16 protein-coding genes are annotated in these 16117 nt (G+C 49.1%); 10 read left to right on the top strand and 6 right to left on the bottom strand.

Annotated features, from left to right (window positions below; all coding sequences use genetic code 11):
* Positions 1-22: 22 nt before the first annotated feature.
* On the bottom strand, positions 23-1477 hold the full coding sequence (gene cls / locus BUF15_RS08535) for a cardiolipin synthase (protein ID WP_073613041.1): 1455 nt from the start codon (positions 1475-1477) through the stop codon (positions 23-25).
* Positions 1478-1542: 65 nt separating this feature from the next.
* On the bottom strand, positions 1543-2481 hold the full coding sequence (locus tag BUF15_RS08530) for a DMT family transporter (protein ID WP_073613040.1): 939 nt from the start codon (positions 2479-2481) through the stop codon (positions 1543-1545).
* Positions 2482-2777: 296 nt separating this feature from the next.
* Here BUF15_RS08530 and BUF15_RS08525 point away from each other — a divergent pair, with 296 nt between their 5' ends.
* The gene (locus BUF15_RS08525; protein WP_073613039.1) at positions 2778-3305 is read left to right on the top strand and encodes a glycine cleavage system transcriptional repressor; all 528 of its coding nucleotides are present in this window, start codon (positions 2778-2780) and stop codon (positions 3303-3305) included.
* 119 nt (positions 3306-3424) lie between these two features.
* On the opposite strand, the gene BUF15_RS27050 is transcribed toward BUF15_RS08525, so the two are convergent.
* Positions 3425-3583, bottom strand: coding sequence for a hypothetical protein (locus tag BUF15_RS27050; protein ID WP_159441258.1), 159 nt, complete (start codon positions 3581-3583; stop codon positions 3425-3427).
* A 327-nt stretch (positions 3584-3910) separates the two neighbouring features.
* A complete protein-coding gene (locus BUF15_RS08520) occupies positions 3911-4501 on the bottom strand; it encodes a TrmH family RNA methyltransferase (protein ID WP_073613038.1) in 591 nt (196 codons plus the stop codon).
* Between the two features lie 408 nt (positions 4502-4909).
* Between BUF15_RS08520 and BUF15_RS08515 the strand changes: the two genes are divergently transcribed.
* From BUF15_RS08515 to BUF15_RS08490, 6 genes are all read left to right on the top strand, one after another.
* Complete coding sequence (locus BUF15_RS08515; protein WP_084553752.1) at positions 4910-5590, top strand: paraquat-inducible protein A; 681 nt, start codon at positions 4910-4912, stop codon at positions 5588-5590.
* Positions 5587-6231: a paraquat-inducible protein A gene (locus BUF15_RS08510; RefSeq protein WP_073613037.1), complete on the top strand. Its 645-nt coding sequence runs from the start codon at positions 5587-5589 to the stop codon at positions 6229-6231. The genes BUF15_RS08515 and BUF15_RS08510 overlap by 4 nt, the downstream gene beginning before the upstream one ends.
* Positions 6228-7913, top strand: a complete 1686-nt coding sequence (locus BUF15_RS08505) for a PqiB family protein (RefSeq protein ID WP_073613036.1) — start codon at positions 6228-6230, stop codon at positions 7911-7913. Before BUF15_RS08510 ends, BUF15_RS08505 begins: the two co-directional genes overlap by 4 nt.
* On the top strand, positions 7910-8515 hold the full coding sequence (locus tag BUF15_RS08500; RefSeq protein WP_073613035.1) for a PqiC family protein: 606 nt from the start codon (positions 7910-7912) through the stop codon (positions 8513-8515). The genes BUF15_RS08505 and BUF15_RS08500 overlap by 4 nt, the downstream gene beginning before the upstream one ends.
* A 75-nt stretch (positions 8516-8590) precedes the next feature.
* Positions 8591-10009: a Si-specific NAD(P)(+) transhydrogenase gene (gene sthA / locus BUF15_RS08495; protein ID WP_073613034.1), complete on the top strand. Its 1419-nt coding sequence runs from the start codon at positions 8591-8593 to the stop codon at positions 10007-10009.
* Positions 10010-10135: 126 nt separating this feature from the next.
* The gene (locus tag BUF15_RS08490; RefSeq protein WP_073613033.1) at positions 10136-11362 is read left to right on the top strand and encodes a glycosyltransferase family 4 protein; all 1227 of its coding nucleotides are present in this window, start codon (positions 10136-10138) and stop codon (positions 11360-11362) included.
* Here BUF15_RS08490 and BUF15_RS08485 read toward each other — a convergent pair.
* On the bottom strand, positions 11349-12101 hold the full coding sequence (locus tag BUF15_RS08485; protein ID WP_159441257.1) for a protein phosphatase 2C domain-containing protein: 753 nt from the start codon (positions 12099-12101) through the stop codon (positions 11349-11351). The genes BUF15_RS08490 and BUF15_RS08485 overlap by 14 nt on opposite strands.
* A 336-nt stretch (positions 12102-12437) precedes the next feature.
* Here BUF15_RS08485 and BUF15_RS08480 point away from each other — a divergent pair, with 336 nt between their 5' ends.
* The 3 genes from BUF15_RS08480 (at position 12438) to BUF15_RS08470 (ending at position 15591) form a co-directional block, all read left to right on the top strand.
* On the top strand, positions 12438-13427 hold the full coding sequence (locus BUF15_RS08480) for a GNAT family N-acetyltransferase (RefSeq protein ID WP_159441256.1): 990 nt from the start codon (positions 12438-12440) through the stop codon (positions 13425-13427).
* Positions 13428-13435: 8 nt separating this feature from the next.
* Positions 13436-14593, top strand: a complete 1158-nt coding sequence (locus tag BUF15_RS08475; RefSeq protein ID WP_143170666.1) for a hypothetical protein — start codon at positions 13436-13438, stop codon at positions 14591-14593.
* A 137-nt stretch (positions 14594-14730) separates the two neighbouring features.
* Positions 14731-15591, top strand: a complete 861-nt coding sequence (locus tag BUF15_RS08470) for an alpha/beta hydrolase (RefSeq protein WP_073613030.1) — start codon at positions 14731-14733, stop codon at positions 15589-15591.
* A 70-nt stretch (positions 15592-15661) separates the two neighbouring features.
* Here the strand turns inward: BUF15_RS08470 and BUF15_RS08465 are convergent, their stop codons facing one another.
* Entirely contained in the window at positions 15662-15970 is a 309-nt protein-coding gene (locus tag BUF15_RS08465) for an iron-sulfur cluster biosynthesis family protein (RefSeq protein ID WP_073613029.1), read from the bottom strand.
* Between the last annotated feature and the right edge of the window lie 147 nt (positions 15971-16117).

The raw sequence follows: 16117 nt of genomic DNA, 5'->3' as shown, positions 1-16117 counted from the left end.
ATTGTTTTGTTATTACCTATTATTACAGGATAGGGCCGATTGTGGCTACAGCATTGTTGATAAGGTTGTGTTGCCAACTCCAGGTTTTTACCATTTCCTTCGTAACCTGGTGGGAACCATCTATGTATTGTTGCTGGCGGCCGCGAACATCTGCCGTCAGGCCGCTGTTGTGAACCAGGATGTTGTTTTCATAGTTGAGCTCAAAACTACGGCGATCCATATTGGCGGAGCCGATCAGGGTTACTTCCCCATCAAGGGTGAGGGTTTTGGCATGGAGCAATCCTCCTTCATATTCAAACAGTTGGACTCCGGCGTTAAGCAATTGGCTGTAGTAGCTTTTGCTTGCCGCGCCCACAATCCAGGAGTCATTTAGCGCCGGGACAATGAGGGTTGTGGCAATCCCTCGGCGGGCACAGGCGCAGAGCGCCGCCTGCATTGATTCATCTGGGACATAGTAAGGCGTTGAGATCACGAGTTCTTTTCTTGCCGCATACATCAACGACTCGAAAATCTCCGGCATTGCCGAATAGCGAACGGTGGGACCTGTGCCGATTACCTGGGCCGTTATGCCATCATCAAAATGAGGTGGCTGCTCGGTGAGCAGACAGGTTATGTCTTCATCCCGCTCATGCATCCAGTCGCTGGCAAAAAGATATTGATTCTGAAGGGCGATCGGTCCTTCGAAGCGGACCATGACATCAACCCAGGGGCCGTACTTTGCTTTGATGAGAAACTCAGGGTCGGCGCAATTCTGGCTGCCGCAATAGGTGATGCGATTGTCGATAATTACTATTTTTCGATGATTTCTTAGGTCGATACGGCCCTTCAATAGACCAAATGGTGGAGCGGCGATTGGCAGGGCGCAGGCAAGTCGGACCCCATTGTTCGACATGGCATGCCAGTGCGGTGAGTTGATCATGGAACGTGAGCCGAGACTGTCGGCCATGGCCCGGCAGATGACACCTCGCGAAGCGGCGCGCTGTAGAGCTTCGGCGATCTTGCGGCCGTTATTGTCAGGCAGCCAGATATAAAACATGAGATGGACCTGTTCAATGGCTGCATCAATGTCAGCCACCATGGCGTCGATGGTTGCATTTGAATCGCCAAGGAGCCGGGCACGGTTGCCGTTCACGGGAAGAAAACCGTTAACCGACCTGCCGGCCTCAAACAGATGCTGATAGTTATGGTCTTCTATCTGTTGCTGGTAGGTACTGTCTTTGCTGCCAGCCGTAGCAGGATTTGGCAGCCGGGAGAGTATTATTTGCATCCGTTCGATCCGGTGTCGTCCGACATTGGTTTCGCCGAGCAGGAGATATGTGATAATTCCAACAACAGGGAAGACCATAATGACGACAATCCAGGCTATGCGTGAAGCGGGCTCACGGTGGGGCCGCAAGAGGGCCCTGGCACAGAAGACGAGCTGCACAAGAATGTGGATTGTTCCAAATATGGTTCCCAAAGATAGACTCTCAAGCATTTGGCAAAATCTCCCTTGATCAGTGCGAATGAGATTGTATTAGCAGTTTTACTGCTGGACTCATATCAGCGGAGGGGGTTGAAATGAATTCCCGCACTCTTTCGCCGCCGCCAGTTGATCACAACCAAGCCTATGGCCACCATGGAAATAGAACCGACGAGGCTTGGGGTGAGCGCTTCCCCTAGAATCACTACACCCAGCATCACACCGGAGAGTGGCATCACAAAGACAAAGGCATGCAGGGTTGTGGCTCCGTATTTTTGCATGAGCCCGTTCCACATAACAAACCCGAACGAGGCGGTGACAATGGACTGGTAGAACATCCCGAGCAGAACCTCGGGCGAGAGATTGTACACCATCTGCGGGTCAAAGAGCATGCCGGCGAGGTAGAAAAGAGGAATAGATATCAGCATTGGGTAGAGGGTGATCTGCAATGGGGTGAAACCGGCGATGATCCGTTTCACAAATATGGCATTACAGCTCCAGATCAGCACTGCCGAGACCAGCAGCAGGTCGCCGGTGAGTGCATCTTGCGTCAGGCTCAGTGAGTCGCGAAAAAGGAGGACGATTCCCGAAAAGCCGAAAATGAGTCCAGTTACCTTGCGAGGATTGATACGATCGTCCGGTAGCAGGTAGTGGGCCATGACCATAACCAGAAATGGCATAATATTGCTGATCAATACCCCGTGCGATGCGGTGGTCATATTCTGACCGAAATAGAAGATTCCAATCTGCAGAAAGAAGAACAGGCCCAGAACCCCCATCTGAACCAGTTGCTTGCTTGTTATGGCAAGTTTGCGGCCTGTGAAGATCGCCCAACAGGTCAACACCGTCGCTGCCACAGTAAAACGTATGGCGCCGGTGGTGAACGCACCGATCCCGGTTAGGCAGATCTTGACAGCTACGGGATTGGCGCCAAAGAGCATGCAGAGTACAACGGCAAAGAGGGCGGCGCCAGAAGTCAGCTGGTTAACAGGTTGATTGGGGTTTGCAGCGTGTTTCACGGTTTTGTTGTTCAGACGTTAAGAAAAAAAAACACATAATCCTCCAACGGGTGATTTCACACCGAAGTTGATAGAATCAGCACATTCCTTACGTGAAAAAGAAGCAGTTGGCAAGCAGTACCCGCCTTGGCTCACAGATTCTGTATTTGGAGAACTTTTCCGCCGACCAGTGCGAGTTCGTCATCTTGCAGTTCCGGCTGGCGGAAAAATTTCGATCGCGGTAGATTCGTTTCGATACGAACCGCATGCAGTGTGTTCCTTATCAATAGACAATGCCTTTTTTGTAGGAGATGACAATGAGTTATAGATTCGTGATGACCGCTTTTGGCAAAGATCGGGTGGGCTTTGTGGCCGATGTTACCAGATTGCTGTATGAAAATGACTGCAATCTGGAAGATACTTCCATGAACCTGTTGATGGACGAGTTTACCATCAGCCTTCTGTTTTCCAGTAGTAATGAGAGTGTGCAGGACCAGTTAGTGCGCGAGTGCCGTCGATTGGAAATGGAGAAAGGCATTTCTGCCTTCATCCGGCAATTGCCCGGGATGGAACCACCTAGCCAAAATGGTAGAACCTGTACCCTCCACATCGAAGGGCTGGACCAGTCGGGTATTGTTTTTAAAACCAGCAAGTTTCTGGCGGAAAGACAGCTGAATATCCTGCATCTCAACTCAATCAGCAAACCGTCGCCGCAGAGCGGGGCACCAATGTACAATATGGATATTCACATCCAGGTGCCGGAAGGAATTTCACTGCCACAGCTGGAAGATGAACTCGGTAGGGTGGCTGATGAACTGCAGGTCGATATCAGCCTGTCACGTTAACAAACCTGGATTGGGTTATGGACAGTACGATCGGCAAGGAAGGGTGATGTACACTTTTCTTGCACATCAAAGAAAACGGCCCCCGTCGCAATATTTCCATGCAGCGGGGGCCGGGACGCTCAGTTCCAGATGACCTGGGTTGCGAGATAGCGAATCTGCTCCTGCAATGAGGCGGGCGGCAGGTTGTCCGGGCGTTTTGGCGGTCGGTTCAGAGCACATACATATTGACTGCCATCTTTTATTTTTACCAGTATATACGCTTCGTAAGTGGCTCTCATAGTATACTCCTTTATGTTTTCTGCACTTCTTTTTCCCTTGACGGACCAGCCGGCTGATACTGCTGCGGCTGTGACCACGTTTGGTTCCAAGGACCACGCGAACACTGGAGTAACCTCCCACCCCTCCTCTGGTGGATATAAGCGATAGTTGAATGACGTGTACAAAACGACGCTTATACAACGAGTCAGATAGCCGTTGAGAAAAAGAAAACAGCTTCCTTTTCAATGTGTTATGTAGTCAAAGCTACACTTCTTATTTACAGTATACGTATTCCTCTGTGGTACACAATGAAGAAAAGAGAAGCCGCTCAAAAATAATCAAATTGGTTATGTCGTTTCGTTGACAGTCAGGTCAAGCCTGGGTGTCGAACGATGGTTCTGCCGGATGTATTCATACATGGCAATTGAGGCGGCAATGGAGACATTTAAACTTTCAACACGGCCGAACTGCGGAATTTTCACCGATTTGATTCCATTGAAAGCAGCGGGGACAAAACTGATACCGTACTCTTCATGACCGAATATGAACGCGCTTTTTGGCGGCAGTTCTGTCTGGTAAAGGTTTTTTCCAGCTGTTGGCTCCATAACAAAGAACGTGTAGCCATCCCGGTCGAGCATTTCATAACATTCGTTAAAGCTGTTGTGGAAATGGGCGGGGATCCATTTGAAAGAACCCTTGGCAGGTTTGACCTCGAAATACTCTGTGCCAATGAGGTGGATAGCGCTTGCGCCGAACGCATCAGCACTGCGGAAAATCTTGCCAATGTTAAAGGATGGCTTGAGGTTGTCGAGCACAATCACAAAATCATGCTCTCCCGGTTCGGCATAGACCATGTTGTGACGGCGATGTTTGATATACTGGCGTTCGGCCCAACGGCGGGCTTCCTGTCGCTTTTTACTTTCAGCGCGTTTGGTCATGGGGTGTCCTGGCGGAAAATTGGTGTCGGGCGAGAGTGATGTCATCACTGTTGGTTCATTTTGGGTTCGTTGAACCCAAAAAAAACATCGCATTCAACCATAACGCCCGAAGGCGGTCAAGGATTGCATCCTTGGGGCATCAAGGATGTGAGGAGGGGCATTCGTTTCATCTCATAGACACCCATAACAACAGTGTCAAATCAACTCATTTAGGATAAACGCTGGGATAACATTGAAAAAAATTGCCTCGTTGTATCAGATACGCTAGGATAGAACCTGATTGCAGTATCGACAAGTCGGCCATAGTGGTTCCTGCGGTTGTATCTGCCGAACTATGACACTTTGTAAGTACTGCGTTCAGGCTGTTCGTCAAACGCTGCAAGGCCAGACGCCTTTGCAGGCATTGGTATGGGTCTCACATACTCCAACGATTTTATTTTATTAAACGAGGATACTTTGTCCGGCTTCGGGCTGGATGAAATTCACCCAATGCACCAGATTGCCTGTCACGATTGTGACCTTGTACAGAAGCTTCCGCCAATGCCAAAAGAGGGCGCTATTGTCTGCCTGCGTTGCGGCTCTGTATTGATTCGGACCAGGCACAATAGTATTGACCGGACTTTGGCCTGGACCATTGCCGGCATGGTACTTTATTCGGTTGCAGTATCGTTTCCTTTTCTTGCGATGAAGAGTGGCTCGATTATTAGGGAAACGGCATTGCTTTCAGGGGTACAACAGCTGTTCGGTCAGGGAGAGATTGTGCTTGCCACAATAGTACTGCTGACCTGCGTGACCATTCCGCTTCTGCAGATGCTGCTTCTTCTCTATATCTTCCTTCCACTCAAATATAATTTTCGGGTGTATTCGGCGCTGCCGGTTTTTCGTGTTTTTCAACACTTTAAGCCGTGGAGCATGATGGAGATCTATATGTTGGGAATTCTGGTTGCCATTGTAAAACTCGGCAAGATGGCGACCATTGTTCCAGGGTTGGCAGTGATCGCTTTTGCCTTGCTGGTGATTGTGCTGGCCTGTGCTATTTCGTCAATTGACGATCATCTGGTCTGGGACTGTCTGGAGGAAAAGAGATGAAGGCCGAAGATCCCAGATATGCTTCGGCACGGCGGCTTGGTCTGGTTGCTTGTTCGGACTGTCATCTCTTGAGCCGAAAGATCGTGCTTGGTTCCGGTCAAGTTGCGGTTTGCCCGCGCTGCGGCGGAGAACTGCATCAACGCAAACCCAATAGTATTCACAAAACCTGGGCTTTGCTGTTGGCTGCCATAATATGTTACATACCGGCCAATGTCCTGCCCATGACTATTACATCGGCGCTTGGCAACGTAGAGGCGGACACTATCATAAGCGGTGTAATCTATTTCATTCATAGCGGTTCCTGGGAAATTGCTCTTGTTATTTTTACCGCGTCCATCTTTGTGCCGTTCATGAAGTTTCTCATCCTTATCTATCTCCTGCTTTCCGTGCAGTTTCGGTCAAAGTGGCGCCCCAGGGACCGGACCGTGCTCTATCGGATAACAGAGGCCGTCGGACGTTGGTCGATGTTAGATGTCTATGTGGTAACTATATTAGTGGCGTTGGTAAAGCTCGGCGTTCTGGCCGATATTGAAGCTGGTCCTGCCGTCATCTACTTTGCATCTGTTGTGGTATTTACCATGCTTGCCGCCGAGAGTTTCGATCCGCGGCTCATCTGGGACGTTGTGGAGGACAACGAATGAGTGAGGAATATTCAGGCAGTCAGCCACCTGTGGCCAAGGTTCATACTGGTCGTGGCTTTTCGATTATCTGGGTGATACCGATCATTGCACTATTGATTGGCGGCTGGCTGGCATATAAGGCTATGCATGAGAAAGGTCCGGAGATTACCATTACCTTCCCAGATGCTGACGGGCTTGAGGCCGGGAAAACTACCATCAAGTACAAGGATGTCGAGATCGGTAAGGTGACGGCGATTTCACTGTTACCTGATCTCTCGGGTGTGGAGGTGACCGCTGAGATGAAGCGGGACACTGAAGCTTACCTGACCGACAAAACCCAATTTTGGGTGGTACGGGCACGGGTGGCGGCAGGGGAAGTATCAGGTCTCGGGACCCTTTTTTCCGGAGCCTATATCGGCTGTGATCCTTCCTCGGAGGGATTGGCGCATCGTTCTTTCAAAGGTCTTGATAAACCGCCTGTATTGACCGGACGGCTGCCTGGTGGGCATTTCCTGCTGCATTCGAAAACTCTCGGCTCGCTGGATGTCGGCTCACCGGTCTATTATCGTGGGATAAAAGTTGGGCAGGTCGTAGAGTATGGTTTTGATGACAACGCGGAGTCCGTACTCATAAAGATTTTTGTTAAGGATCCATACAATAAGAATGTGTATGAAAATTCGCGTTTCTGGAATGCCAGCGGCTTCGATTTTTCCATGGATTCAAGTGGGCTCAAGGTGGATACACAATCGCTGATCTCAATTATGCTTGGAGGTATCGCCTTTGATTTGCAGGAGTATGTCGAGCCTGGTCAGCATGCGGATGAGACGACAAGCTTTAATCTCTACAAAAACGAGGAAAGTAGCTTAAAAGAGAGGTATGCGGTTAAATCCTACTATCTCATGTATTTTGACCAGAGTGTTCGCGGCCTCTCCCCTGGGGCACCGGTCGAGATTATGGGTATTCAGATAGGCGAAGTTGTTAAAGTCGAACTGCTGTATGATCTTCAGGATAATGAGTTTCGTGTCCCGGTTCTGGTGATGATCGAGCCGGAGCGGATGAACGCGCTGATTACTGAGGAAGGAAAGGTCGTTCAGGGCAAGGAGATGGATAAGACAATAGAAGGCGATTTCAATCAGAAGCAAGGAGTTATGCGGCCCCAGCGACTGGTGGATAAGGGGATGAGAGCCCAGCTGAAAACCGGTAATCTCCTGACCGGGCAGCTCTATATTGATCTTGATTTTCATAAGGATGCAGCTCCCGCTAAAATCGAAATCAATCAGGGATATCTCGTATTCCCAACTATACCCGAGCCTTTTGAACGGATTTTACAACGGGTAGAAAATATTCTGAAACAGTTTGAAAAACTGCAACTTGATAAGCTCAGCCAGGATATTGGTAGTATGGTGAAAGATCTGCAGGGACTTCTCACGAAACTGAGTGCGCTGAGCGGGTCCGTTAATACAGAGACCTTACCCCAAATCAACAAGAAGACGCTGCCGAAAATCAATGAATCTCTGGATGAGCTGAAAAAGACTCTGGCCGGCATTGATCAGACCTTCGGGTCTGATTCGGCGCTCAATTATAATACCCAAAGGCTTGCTGAAGAATTTTCCATGACGCTGCAGTCTCTACGATCACTCATCGATTATCTGGAACGTGACCCGCAGGCGTTGATTCTGGGAAAGGAGAGAGAAAAGAAATGATCTACCATATAAAACCTCTGCTGCTCGCAATCCCCTTATTGATGTTACTGACATCTTCAGGCTGTTCGTTACGCAGTACCCCTGCGATAAACTACTTCAGCCTGCTCAGTCTCGAACAGTTGGGCAGTACAGTAAAGCTTGCCGACTCTTCCGAACTGAAAATCGGTATCGGTCCTGTGACACTGGCGGAAGCCTTGAGCAGAAGCCAGATTGCTACCCGCATGAAGGGGAATCAATTTGCCTTTGATGAGTACAACCGATGGGCTGGGCCGCTGGAGGAGAATCTGGCAACCACTATTGGCAATAATCTTGTTTTTCTCCTCGGTGCAGGTGGTGTCGATTATTACCCTTGGCGGCAGTATTTTCGGCCGACTCACCGGATTGTCATCGCTGTTGAACGCTTAGACGGAGAACTCGGCGCTGAAGCTGTGCTCGAAGTGCGGTGGAGCGTGGTCAGCCCGGATGGCAAAAAGACACTTAAGGAAAAGCGCTCTGTGTATCGTCGTACCATGGCTGGGTCTGGATACCCGGACCTGGTCATGGAGGAAAGCCTTTTGGTCGGAGATCTTTGCCGCGAGATTGCACAGGCTCTCATACAATAGCCTATGACGAGATGAAGAAAGGCGTTTTATTGTTGAGATTCATTGTTTGTCTGGCAGGAAGATGTGGAGAATAGCATGATTGCTGAACAGTTTGATTTTATCATTATCGGTACGGGACCTGCGGGTTTTTCCGCCGCCATGACAGCGGCTAAGTGTGGCAAGAAAGTGCTTGTTGTTGAAAAGGAAGGCTCGCTGGGCGGCGTGTGTGTCAATACCGGGACGTTTCCCAGTAAGACCCTGCGGGAAGCCGTACTGCTTTTGACCGGACATTTGCGAAGACAGGTTTTTGAGGAGGACTCCTGTGTTATCGGTACTACCGATATTTCTATGGATAAACTCAAAAGGCGTCTGCAGTATGTTCGATTGAAAGAACATGCGATAATCGACCATCAATTATTACGTAACGGTGTAAAGCTGGTTCGAGGTGCAGCCGCCTTTCTCGACGATCATACCGTCACAATTGAAACCATCGGTGAGGATGGGACGCTGACCGCGCGAGGGGAGTATATTATTATTGCCACAGGGTCCAAGCCGCGGAATCCACCTGAAGTGCCCTTTGATGACAGGCGCATTTTCGACTCTCGTTCAATTCTGGACATGCCAACCATCCCCAAAAACATGATTATCCTGGGCGGGGGAGTAATCGGCTCAGAATATGCGACAATTTTCGCGGCCCTCGGGGTGAAGGTGACGCTGCTTGATCGGGGAGAGAGGTTGTTGAAATTCATCGACCATGAGATAACTGATGAGCTTCAGCACCATTTCCCAAATGGTAATGTGGAGTATATTGCCAACTGCGGCAATTTCAAAATCGGGGTGGAGGGCGAGCTGGCGCAAATCACCTTGGAAAACGGCGACAGCTATTCAGCGGAAACCCTCTTTTTTGCCTTGGGGCGGGAAGCGAATGTTGGCGGACTCTGTCTTGAAAACACCGGCGTAAAGATCGGTGACGGCTATTATATTACGGTTAACGATCTTTATCAGACTTCGGTAGATCATATCTATGCGGTGGGAGATGTGGTCGGATGGCCAAGCCTTGCCGCAACTTCCATCATCCAGGGACGATTGGCGGCGTTGAACGCCATGCAAAAGCGTTCCGAGGCCTTCCCGAAAATTTTTCCGGTAGGCATCTACACCATCCCGGAAATTTCCTATGTTGGGATGACCGAGGAGGAAGCCAGAGAAAAAGATTATAAATTCGTCGTCGGCCGCTGCTCTTATGAAGAACTGCCCCGCGGCCAGATATCCGGCGAGTGTGAGGGCATGCTGAAAATGCTGGTGCACCGGGATACCCGCGAGATTCTCGGGGTGCATATCTTCGGCGGCGGGGCCACGGAGATTGTCCATATTGCGTTGATGGCACTTTGCCATAACGCCAAAATCGACCTCTTTATCGAAAATATCTTCAACTTCCCGACCTACTCAGAGGCATTGAAAATCGCTGCGCTATCGGCGTTCAATCAGATTGAGCGTGACCAGTGCCTCTGTCCATAACAGAGCGATACCGATGTCTTCAGGAACCCACTTACTCATTGGGTTCCTGAAATGCGACTCGTTTGTTTTCATCCCAAACGGATGTGTTGCATGGTGTTTTGCCTGCTCTAGAGTCATTATTTATCGATGAAAATTCTCCACCTCATAAGTCAGCACCCGGAAAGCACAGGCAGCGGTTTTTACCTGCAAAATATTATTCGCCAGGCATCGGCTGCCGGGCATCAAAATTATCTTATTGCCGGAATATCTGGCAACATGCTCCCTCAACTCGACTGTATAAGTACGCAGTCTTGTCGATTTGTTCACTTCAATCAGGGGCAGTTGGATTACCCAATTCCAGGCATGAGCGACGTCATGCCTTACCCAAGTTCGACTTTTGGATCCCTCTCACCTGCTCAACTTGCTGTCTATGAGCGTGCTTTTGGTGAGGTTATCGAACGAGCTGTATTTGATTATGCTCCCGATATCATCCACAGCCATCATCTTTGGCTTGTCAGTGCAATTGCCAGAGAACGCTTTCCCACAATACCCATGGTGACATCATGTCACTCGACAGATCTCCGGCAGTTTCTGCAGTGTCCACATATAGGAGATAGAGTTCTGCCTCATTGCCAGAAGATTGAGCGAGTGCTTGCGTTAAATGACGATCAGACAGAGAAAATCAGAAAGCTCTATTTAATACCACCACACCGCATCGATGTTGTCGGAGGGGGTTACGACGAGAGTGTTTTCGTCATGCAACCAAAGGACAAGCCTCCTCCCGTACAGATGCTCTATGCAGGAAAGCTCAGTTTTGCCAAAGGGGTCGATGTACTTCTACGGGCTTTTCAATCATTTGAAGGAACTGATGTGCATCTCCATCTTGCAGGGTCTGGAACGGGGGAAGAAGGCCAGTGTTGCCTGGATTTAGCAGAAAAAATGGGATCTTTGGTGACTATTCACGGACGGATAAACCAGCAGGACCTGGCTCGGCTGATGGCGAGATGCCATCTTTTTATTCTTCCATCTTTCTATGAAGGTTTGCCGCTTGTTCTGCTGGAAGCACTTGCTTCTGGTTGCCGAATCATCACTGCCGATCTTTCCGGCTGCAAGGAAATACTTGGCGATGCAGATTCTGATCTGATTGAATTTATACAGCTGCCGGTTATGAAACAGATAGATCGCCCAGAGCCGGAAGATCTGCCCATGGTGGAGAAACGTCTCAAGGCGGCAATAACATCCATGATGGCCCGGGTGCTCGTGACACCGTCACCTGCTCACGGCGATATTCTCAAGATAACTTCTCGGTTTGGTTGGGGAGCGGTTTTCAGGAAAATCAATCAGGCCTACGACAAAGCATTCAACGGCTTATAGCCACGGCAGCAATATCATCGTGAAGCTTGAAGCGGGGATATTTACGACACGCCGGGTCCTGCTGTTGGAGATGTCGGACATGGTCGCGGACAGCCTGAAGACCACCCAGGCGATAGAGCTCAACGAAAGTCTGCCAGTCATGCTCTTCCTTTGGGTTCTCGCGGGGGAGATGTAGTCCATCTGTGAAAAGCAGGATATCGCTGACATCGGTCAGATCCTCATAACCGTGGCGAAGAAAATTCAGGGCCTCAGGTTCGCCGTTCAATACACCATAGCTGATGTTCATCTCCAGGCGTATTTTGCGAATCTGTTCGGCCAAAACCTCGTGAATAAGTGCATCCGGGGCTAGCTGCATCTCTTTCCACAACTGCAAAGTGTCCCGGTCGATGTCGATATCCGGCGTGATCACTTTGTACCCGCCATCTTGAAAAATGAAAAGAATGAGGGCATCACCCGTCTGGCAATATTCAAGTTGATTGCCGTCTACATGAACAACAGCGAGGCTGGTGGACCAGAGTTTATGTCGTTCGTCCATACAGATATTTTCTCTGATCTGTACTTTGTGGATCGTTCGGTTTGCCTCTTTGGCCAGTTGGTCAAGGGAACCGCAATTATTGACAAAAGATTGGGCGGCTGTTTTTGCAGCAAGTAAACCTCCGGTCAGACCATTTTGAAATCGGCGTTTATCAAGGCTTGTAGCCCCATCAAAGACGCCAAGGAGGCTACCCTCTTCAAGCAAAACGTCCTCATTGATTTCGCCACTGCCTTTTTCAAGAAGAGACTTTACTGTATATCTATAAAGAGGCCGGTTCAGGCTTGCAAATGTACGTTGTTCGTTGGAAAGATACATAGAATAAATTGTCTGGTATTTTCTTATCTGACTGGGTGGTATCGAAGCACTATAGTCAGAACGTGGGATATTACCAATATCTTGTTCTTATGGGGAGAATGGGGTTTATAGCTTTTTTCTATGGGAATATGCAACCTGTTGTTATTTGATCAAAACCATGACATGATCGACATTGCGCTAAACCCTGAAAAGAAACACTGGGATCAATATGCAGCCGAAAATGTTATGGCAAAATATTCCCATCTCTATGATTGGGGAGAAAGTCTTGCTGCGACCTATAGCTTGCCAATTTTCCGACTGGCAACAATAAACAGCCAGACAGGTCGTATGACCGGGAGCCTCTCGCTCATTCTTTTCGCTCCTTCAGGTAAAAACAAACGTCTGATATCGCTACCCTATACTGATGCTGCTGGTATTCTTGCAGATGATGGGGAGAGTGGTCGTCGATTGATCTTGGCAGCCATGGAATTGGCCGACAGCCTTGGGGCAAACCATGTGGAGTTACGTCAAGGTGGAGCGTTGCAATCCTTTGTCCCGCACCATCAGGAAATCAGTACATGGTACTATACGCCCAATACTTTCAAGACCGGACTCATGCGGTCGCTTCCCCCATCCGTCGATGATCTCTGGTCTAGCCTTTCCGCAAAAGTCCGTAATCAGATTCGAAAGGCTCGCCGCTGCGGTTGTGACGTGAAGGTTGGTGGAGCCGCTCTCCTAGCGGACTTTTTTGCGGTTTTCTCCGAAAATATGCGCGATCTTGGTTCACCTGTCCATGCACCGGAACTTTTCAGGAGCGTTACCGGCAGCGAGTCACTTCGGGCTGCAATTATTGTTGTGTACCTGAAAGCTCAACCGGTAGCATCAGCTGTTGTCTTCCTGCACAATGGGACGGCGTATAATCCCTGGGCCTCATCTCTTCGCAGGTACCGGCCATCCTGCCCTAATATGCTGCTTTACTGGTCTATGCTCGAATATGGTGTCCAGAATCGTTGCAGGTGGTTCGATTTCGGCCGCTCCTCTCCCGATGCCGCAACCTGTCGGTTCAAAGTCCAATGGGGGGCAGGGATGGATGCACTCATCTGGCATGTTTTTTCCCGAAATCCTCATAGCTGGGATCCACGCAGCGAGTCACTGGAGTATGAAAACTGGAAAAAAACTGAGATAGAACGTTCTCGGCGAGACGGTCCGGCCATCAGGCGCTGGATCAGTTTGTGAGAAAGGCAATGAATCACATCACGCATAACAATCTGGATGTATTCATACCCATGCCAGTCTTTCCGATCATTGAGGATGTGGGTTGGTGGCAGGGACAGGACGGGTCAGCTGTTCAGCAACCATATCGTAACGCGTTTCCCAGGCGACACTGTCTGGCCGATTACCAAGCCCTTGTCCGGTTTGCTGATAGGCTGGGTGTACGAATTGGCCTCGGAATGGTGCTCGGTGAATGGGACCGGAAAAACATGCTTGGGGAAATACCTGGCGCAACCTGGATGGGAAAAGATTGGCATAACGATGAAAATAATGGGCCTTGGCTTGATGAAGCGGCAGAATATTTGCGTTCCCAGAAAGACTCCCTGGAACTCGGGCTACACGCACTTTGCCATGAATTCTGGCAGGGTGGGAAGATGGAGCGCTCCGAATTTCACGATCAGTATGGTAATATGCGGAGAAGGCAGGTGATAACGTCTCACCTTGAGGCTTTTGGGATGATTCTCGAGCAGAACGGATTCTCTGAGTTTCCTCGTCTTTTTTTTCCTCCAGCTCTTCATCATAGTTTTGGCAACGATACAAGATCGATTCAGGCGCTCCTGTATGAGCACGGCATCCGTCATGTAATAACCACCTTTTCCAGGGCACGACGTTATTCATTGCCGCATCATGAAAAGATCACCTGGGAATGCGGTGTCGGCCTTTTGGAACGGGGACTATCACCTGTCCCTTGGAATATGTGTGCCAGCCTTCCACGTTGGGATTTTTCAGGGCCAATCCTGCCTCTGCATTGGGGAAACCTGTTGCATCCAGATCCAGGAAATAACAGCGAAGTCGTAGATGGATGGGCAGAGATGCTGCTTTCAGAGGTAGCAGGCCCTGAGCGCATATTGGCTAAGAATTATGATATTTGCTGGCGGCAGGCTGCAATCTTCTATTTTGGTAAGATTTCTGCTGATGGTGAGGCAATTATTGTTGATCTGCGAGCACTGCCAAAAGATATGCCGGGTAGCGTCGGTTCCTTCTTTCTCACGATACGTGGCCGGCGATTGATGAGAATACAATCAAAAGAAGCGCAAATTGTATCCGACTATTTTGAGGATAGCGGGAAATCCACTGTGCAACTTTTACCGAAACAAGGAAATCAAAGAATACGGATAGTTCTCTGTTAATGTTTTTATAGCTGTAATGCCAAAGAATAACGAACCAGTTGAATCGTTGGCCGTCCTGATCTTGATGAATATGAACTCGAGCGGTGACTCTTGAGCAGGACGTTTCGCTCGGTACCCCTTCATGCCAGAATAGGGTTATGATTATGACAGAAACGAAGGCAGGCAATATTAGGATTGTCACTGTATCTTACAGGCAGGATGAGGAAAAATCCTGGCCTATGCGCATTTATATTCCTGATAAACAGGGGCCTTTCCCCGCGTTATTGGATGTTCACGGCGGTGCATGGAACTCTGGAGGCTGTGGCGATAACGAAAAGATTGATCTGGCGCTTGCAGAGGGCGGCATAACTGTCTTTGCCATCGAATGTCGAAAAGCTCCAGTTCACACATATCCTGCACAAGTTATTGATGTTAACTATGCTACACGATGGATCAAGGCACACGCGAATGATTACAATATATTATCGGATAATATTGGTGGCCTTGCTACTTCCAGTGGCGGACATGCGTTGTTTTTAAGTGGTATGCGGCCTGACGACGAACGCTATAGGGCAATAGATCTGGCTGGAGGCAACAGTTTAGATGCGAAGTTATCCTATCTTATCGGAGCATGGCCAGTGCTTGATCCGTATGGGAGATACCTGTTTGCGCAAGAGAATAATCTGGATTTTTTAGTCAAGGCGACCGAGTCATATTTCCTTGATGAGGAAACCATGAAAAAGGAAAACCCACTCCTGGCTATAGAACGTGGCGAGCAATTCAGTTTACCACCGGTACTGATTATCCAGGGCACAGCAGACCTGAACATTCCACTGTCTTCAGTATCTCGTTTTGTCGAGGTGTACCGCTCTGCCGGAGGTTTAGTTGATCTGGAGCTGTTCGAAAATGAACCTCACGGATTTGCATGTAAACCTGGTACGGAATCAGACCGTGCCATAGAGAGAATCAAGACATTTGTGATTGCCCAGGCTGCGGAAAATTCCAGCAACGTCAGATGAAAAACTTATTTATTCAAATGGTTATTTCCTATAGGCATAGGATTGCTGTCTTACTCATCAATCGGGGCAGCTAGAAAACAACCGGATTCTCGGCTGTGATTAAAAAACCGCGTTGGGCCCGTGAAGAACACGCTTCAGGTTCTCCTTCACTAAAGTCGACGGTGATGGTGCGGCAATATTCGAGCAACTTACCATCGACAGCGACAGTATAGTTTCCGTATTGGCTGGAAATATCAGAGTCCTTGATTTCATCGGTGACCAGACCGAGGCCGCAACTACTCCCACTACCCATCACCGCAATGCGTATGGCTCCCTCGCTCTGATGCTGGTCGGCAATTTCGTGAAGATGGGCTATGGCTTTATCAGTTATCGTGAGCAAAATAGTTCTCCTGGTACTGTATATTGGATATCGAGTGATAATTTTTTATTTTAGATAAGATTGATATACATGATGATGGAAGACGGCTCTCTCAACAGGATGATGCTCCCGTGGTGATAATCGATTTTGCAGTTCGGGACAAGGAGG

Source organism: Desulfopila aestuarii DSM 18488 (genome assembly GCF_900143695.1).
In the GTDB taxonomy this organism is placed as follows: Bacteria; Desulfobacterota; Desulfobulbia; order Desulfobulbales; family Desulfocapsaceae; genus Desulfopila; species Desulfopila aestuarii.
Note: the sequence above shows the minus strand (reverse complement) of the source record. Positions and strands in the feature narration are given on the sequence as shown.

Coding starts and splice junctions, on each gene's coding strand:
- sthA (WP_073613034.1), top strand. CDS start 8,591: ATGATTGCTGAACAGTTTGATTTTATCATTATCGGTACGGGACCTGCG.
- BUF15_RS08510 (WP_073613037.1), top strand. CDS start 5,587: ATGAAGGCCGAAGATCCCAGATATGCTTCGGCACGGCGGCTTGGTCTG.
- BUF15_RS08470 (WP_073613030.1), top strand. CDS start 14,731: ATGATTATGACAGAAACGAAGGCAGGCAATATTAGGATTGTCACTGTA.
- BUF15_RS08525 (WP_073613039.1), top strand. CDS start 2,778: ATGAGTTATAGATTCGTGATGACCGCTTTTGGCAAAGATCGGGTGGGC.
- BUF15_RS08480 (WP_159441256.1), top strand. CDS start 12,438: ATGGCAAAATATTCCCATCTCTATGATTGGGGAGAAAGTCTTGCTGCG.
- BUF15_RS08515 (WP_084553752.1), top strand. CDS start 4,910: ATGGGTCTCACATACTCCAACGATTTTATTTTATTAAACGAGGATACT.
- BUF15_RS27050 (WP_159441258.1), bottom strand. CDS start 3,583: ATGAGAGCCACTTACGAAGCGTATATACTGGTAAAAATAAAAGATGGC.
- BUF15_RS08500 (WP_073613035.1), top strand. CDS start 7,910: ATGATCTACCATATAAAACCTCTGCTGCTCGCAATCCCCTTATTGATG.
- BUF15_RS08520 (WP_073613038.1), bottom strand. CDS start 4,501: ATGACCAAACGCGCTGAAAGTAAAAAGCGACAGGAAGCCCGCCGTTGG.
- BUF15_RS08505 (WP_073613036.1), top strand. CDS start 6,228: ATGAGTGAGGAATATTCAGGCAGTCAGCCACCTGTGGCCAAGGTTCAT.
- BUF15_RS08475 (WP_143170666.1), top strand. CDS start 13,436: ATGAATCACATCACGCATAACAATCTGGATGTATTCATACCCATGCCA.
- cls (WP_073613041.1), bottom strand. CDS start 1,477: ATGCTTGAGAGTCTATCTTTGGGAACCATATTTGGAACAATCCACATT.
- BUF15_RS08490 (WP_073613033.1), top strand. CDS start 10,136: ATGAAAATTCTCCACCTCATAAGTCAGCACCCGGAAAGCACAGGCAGC.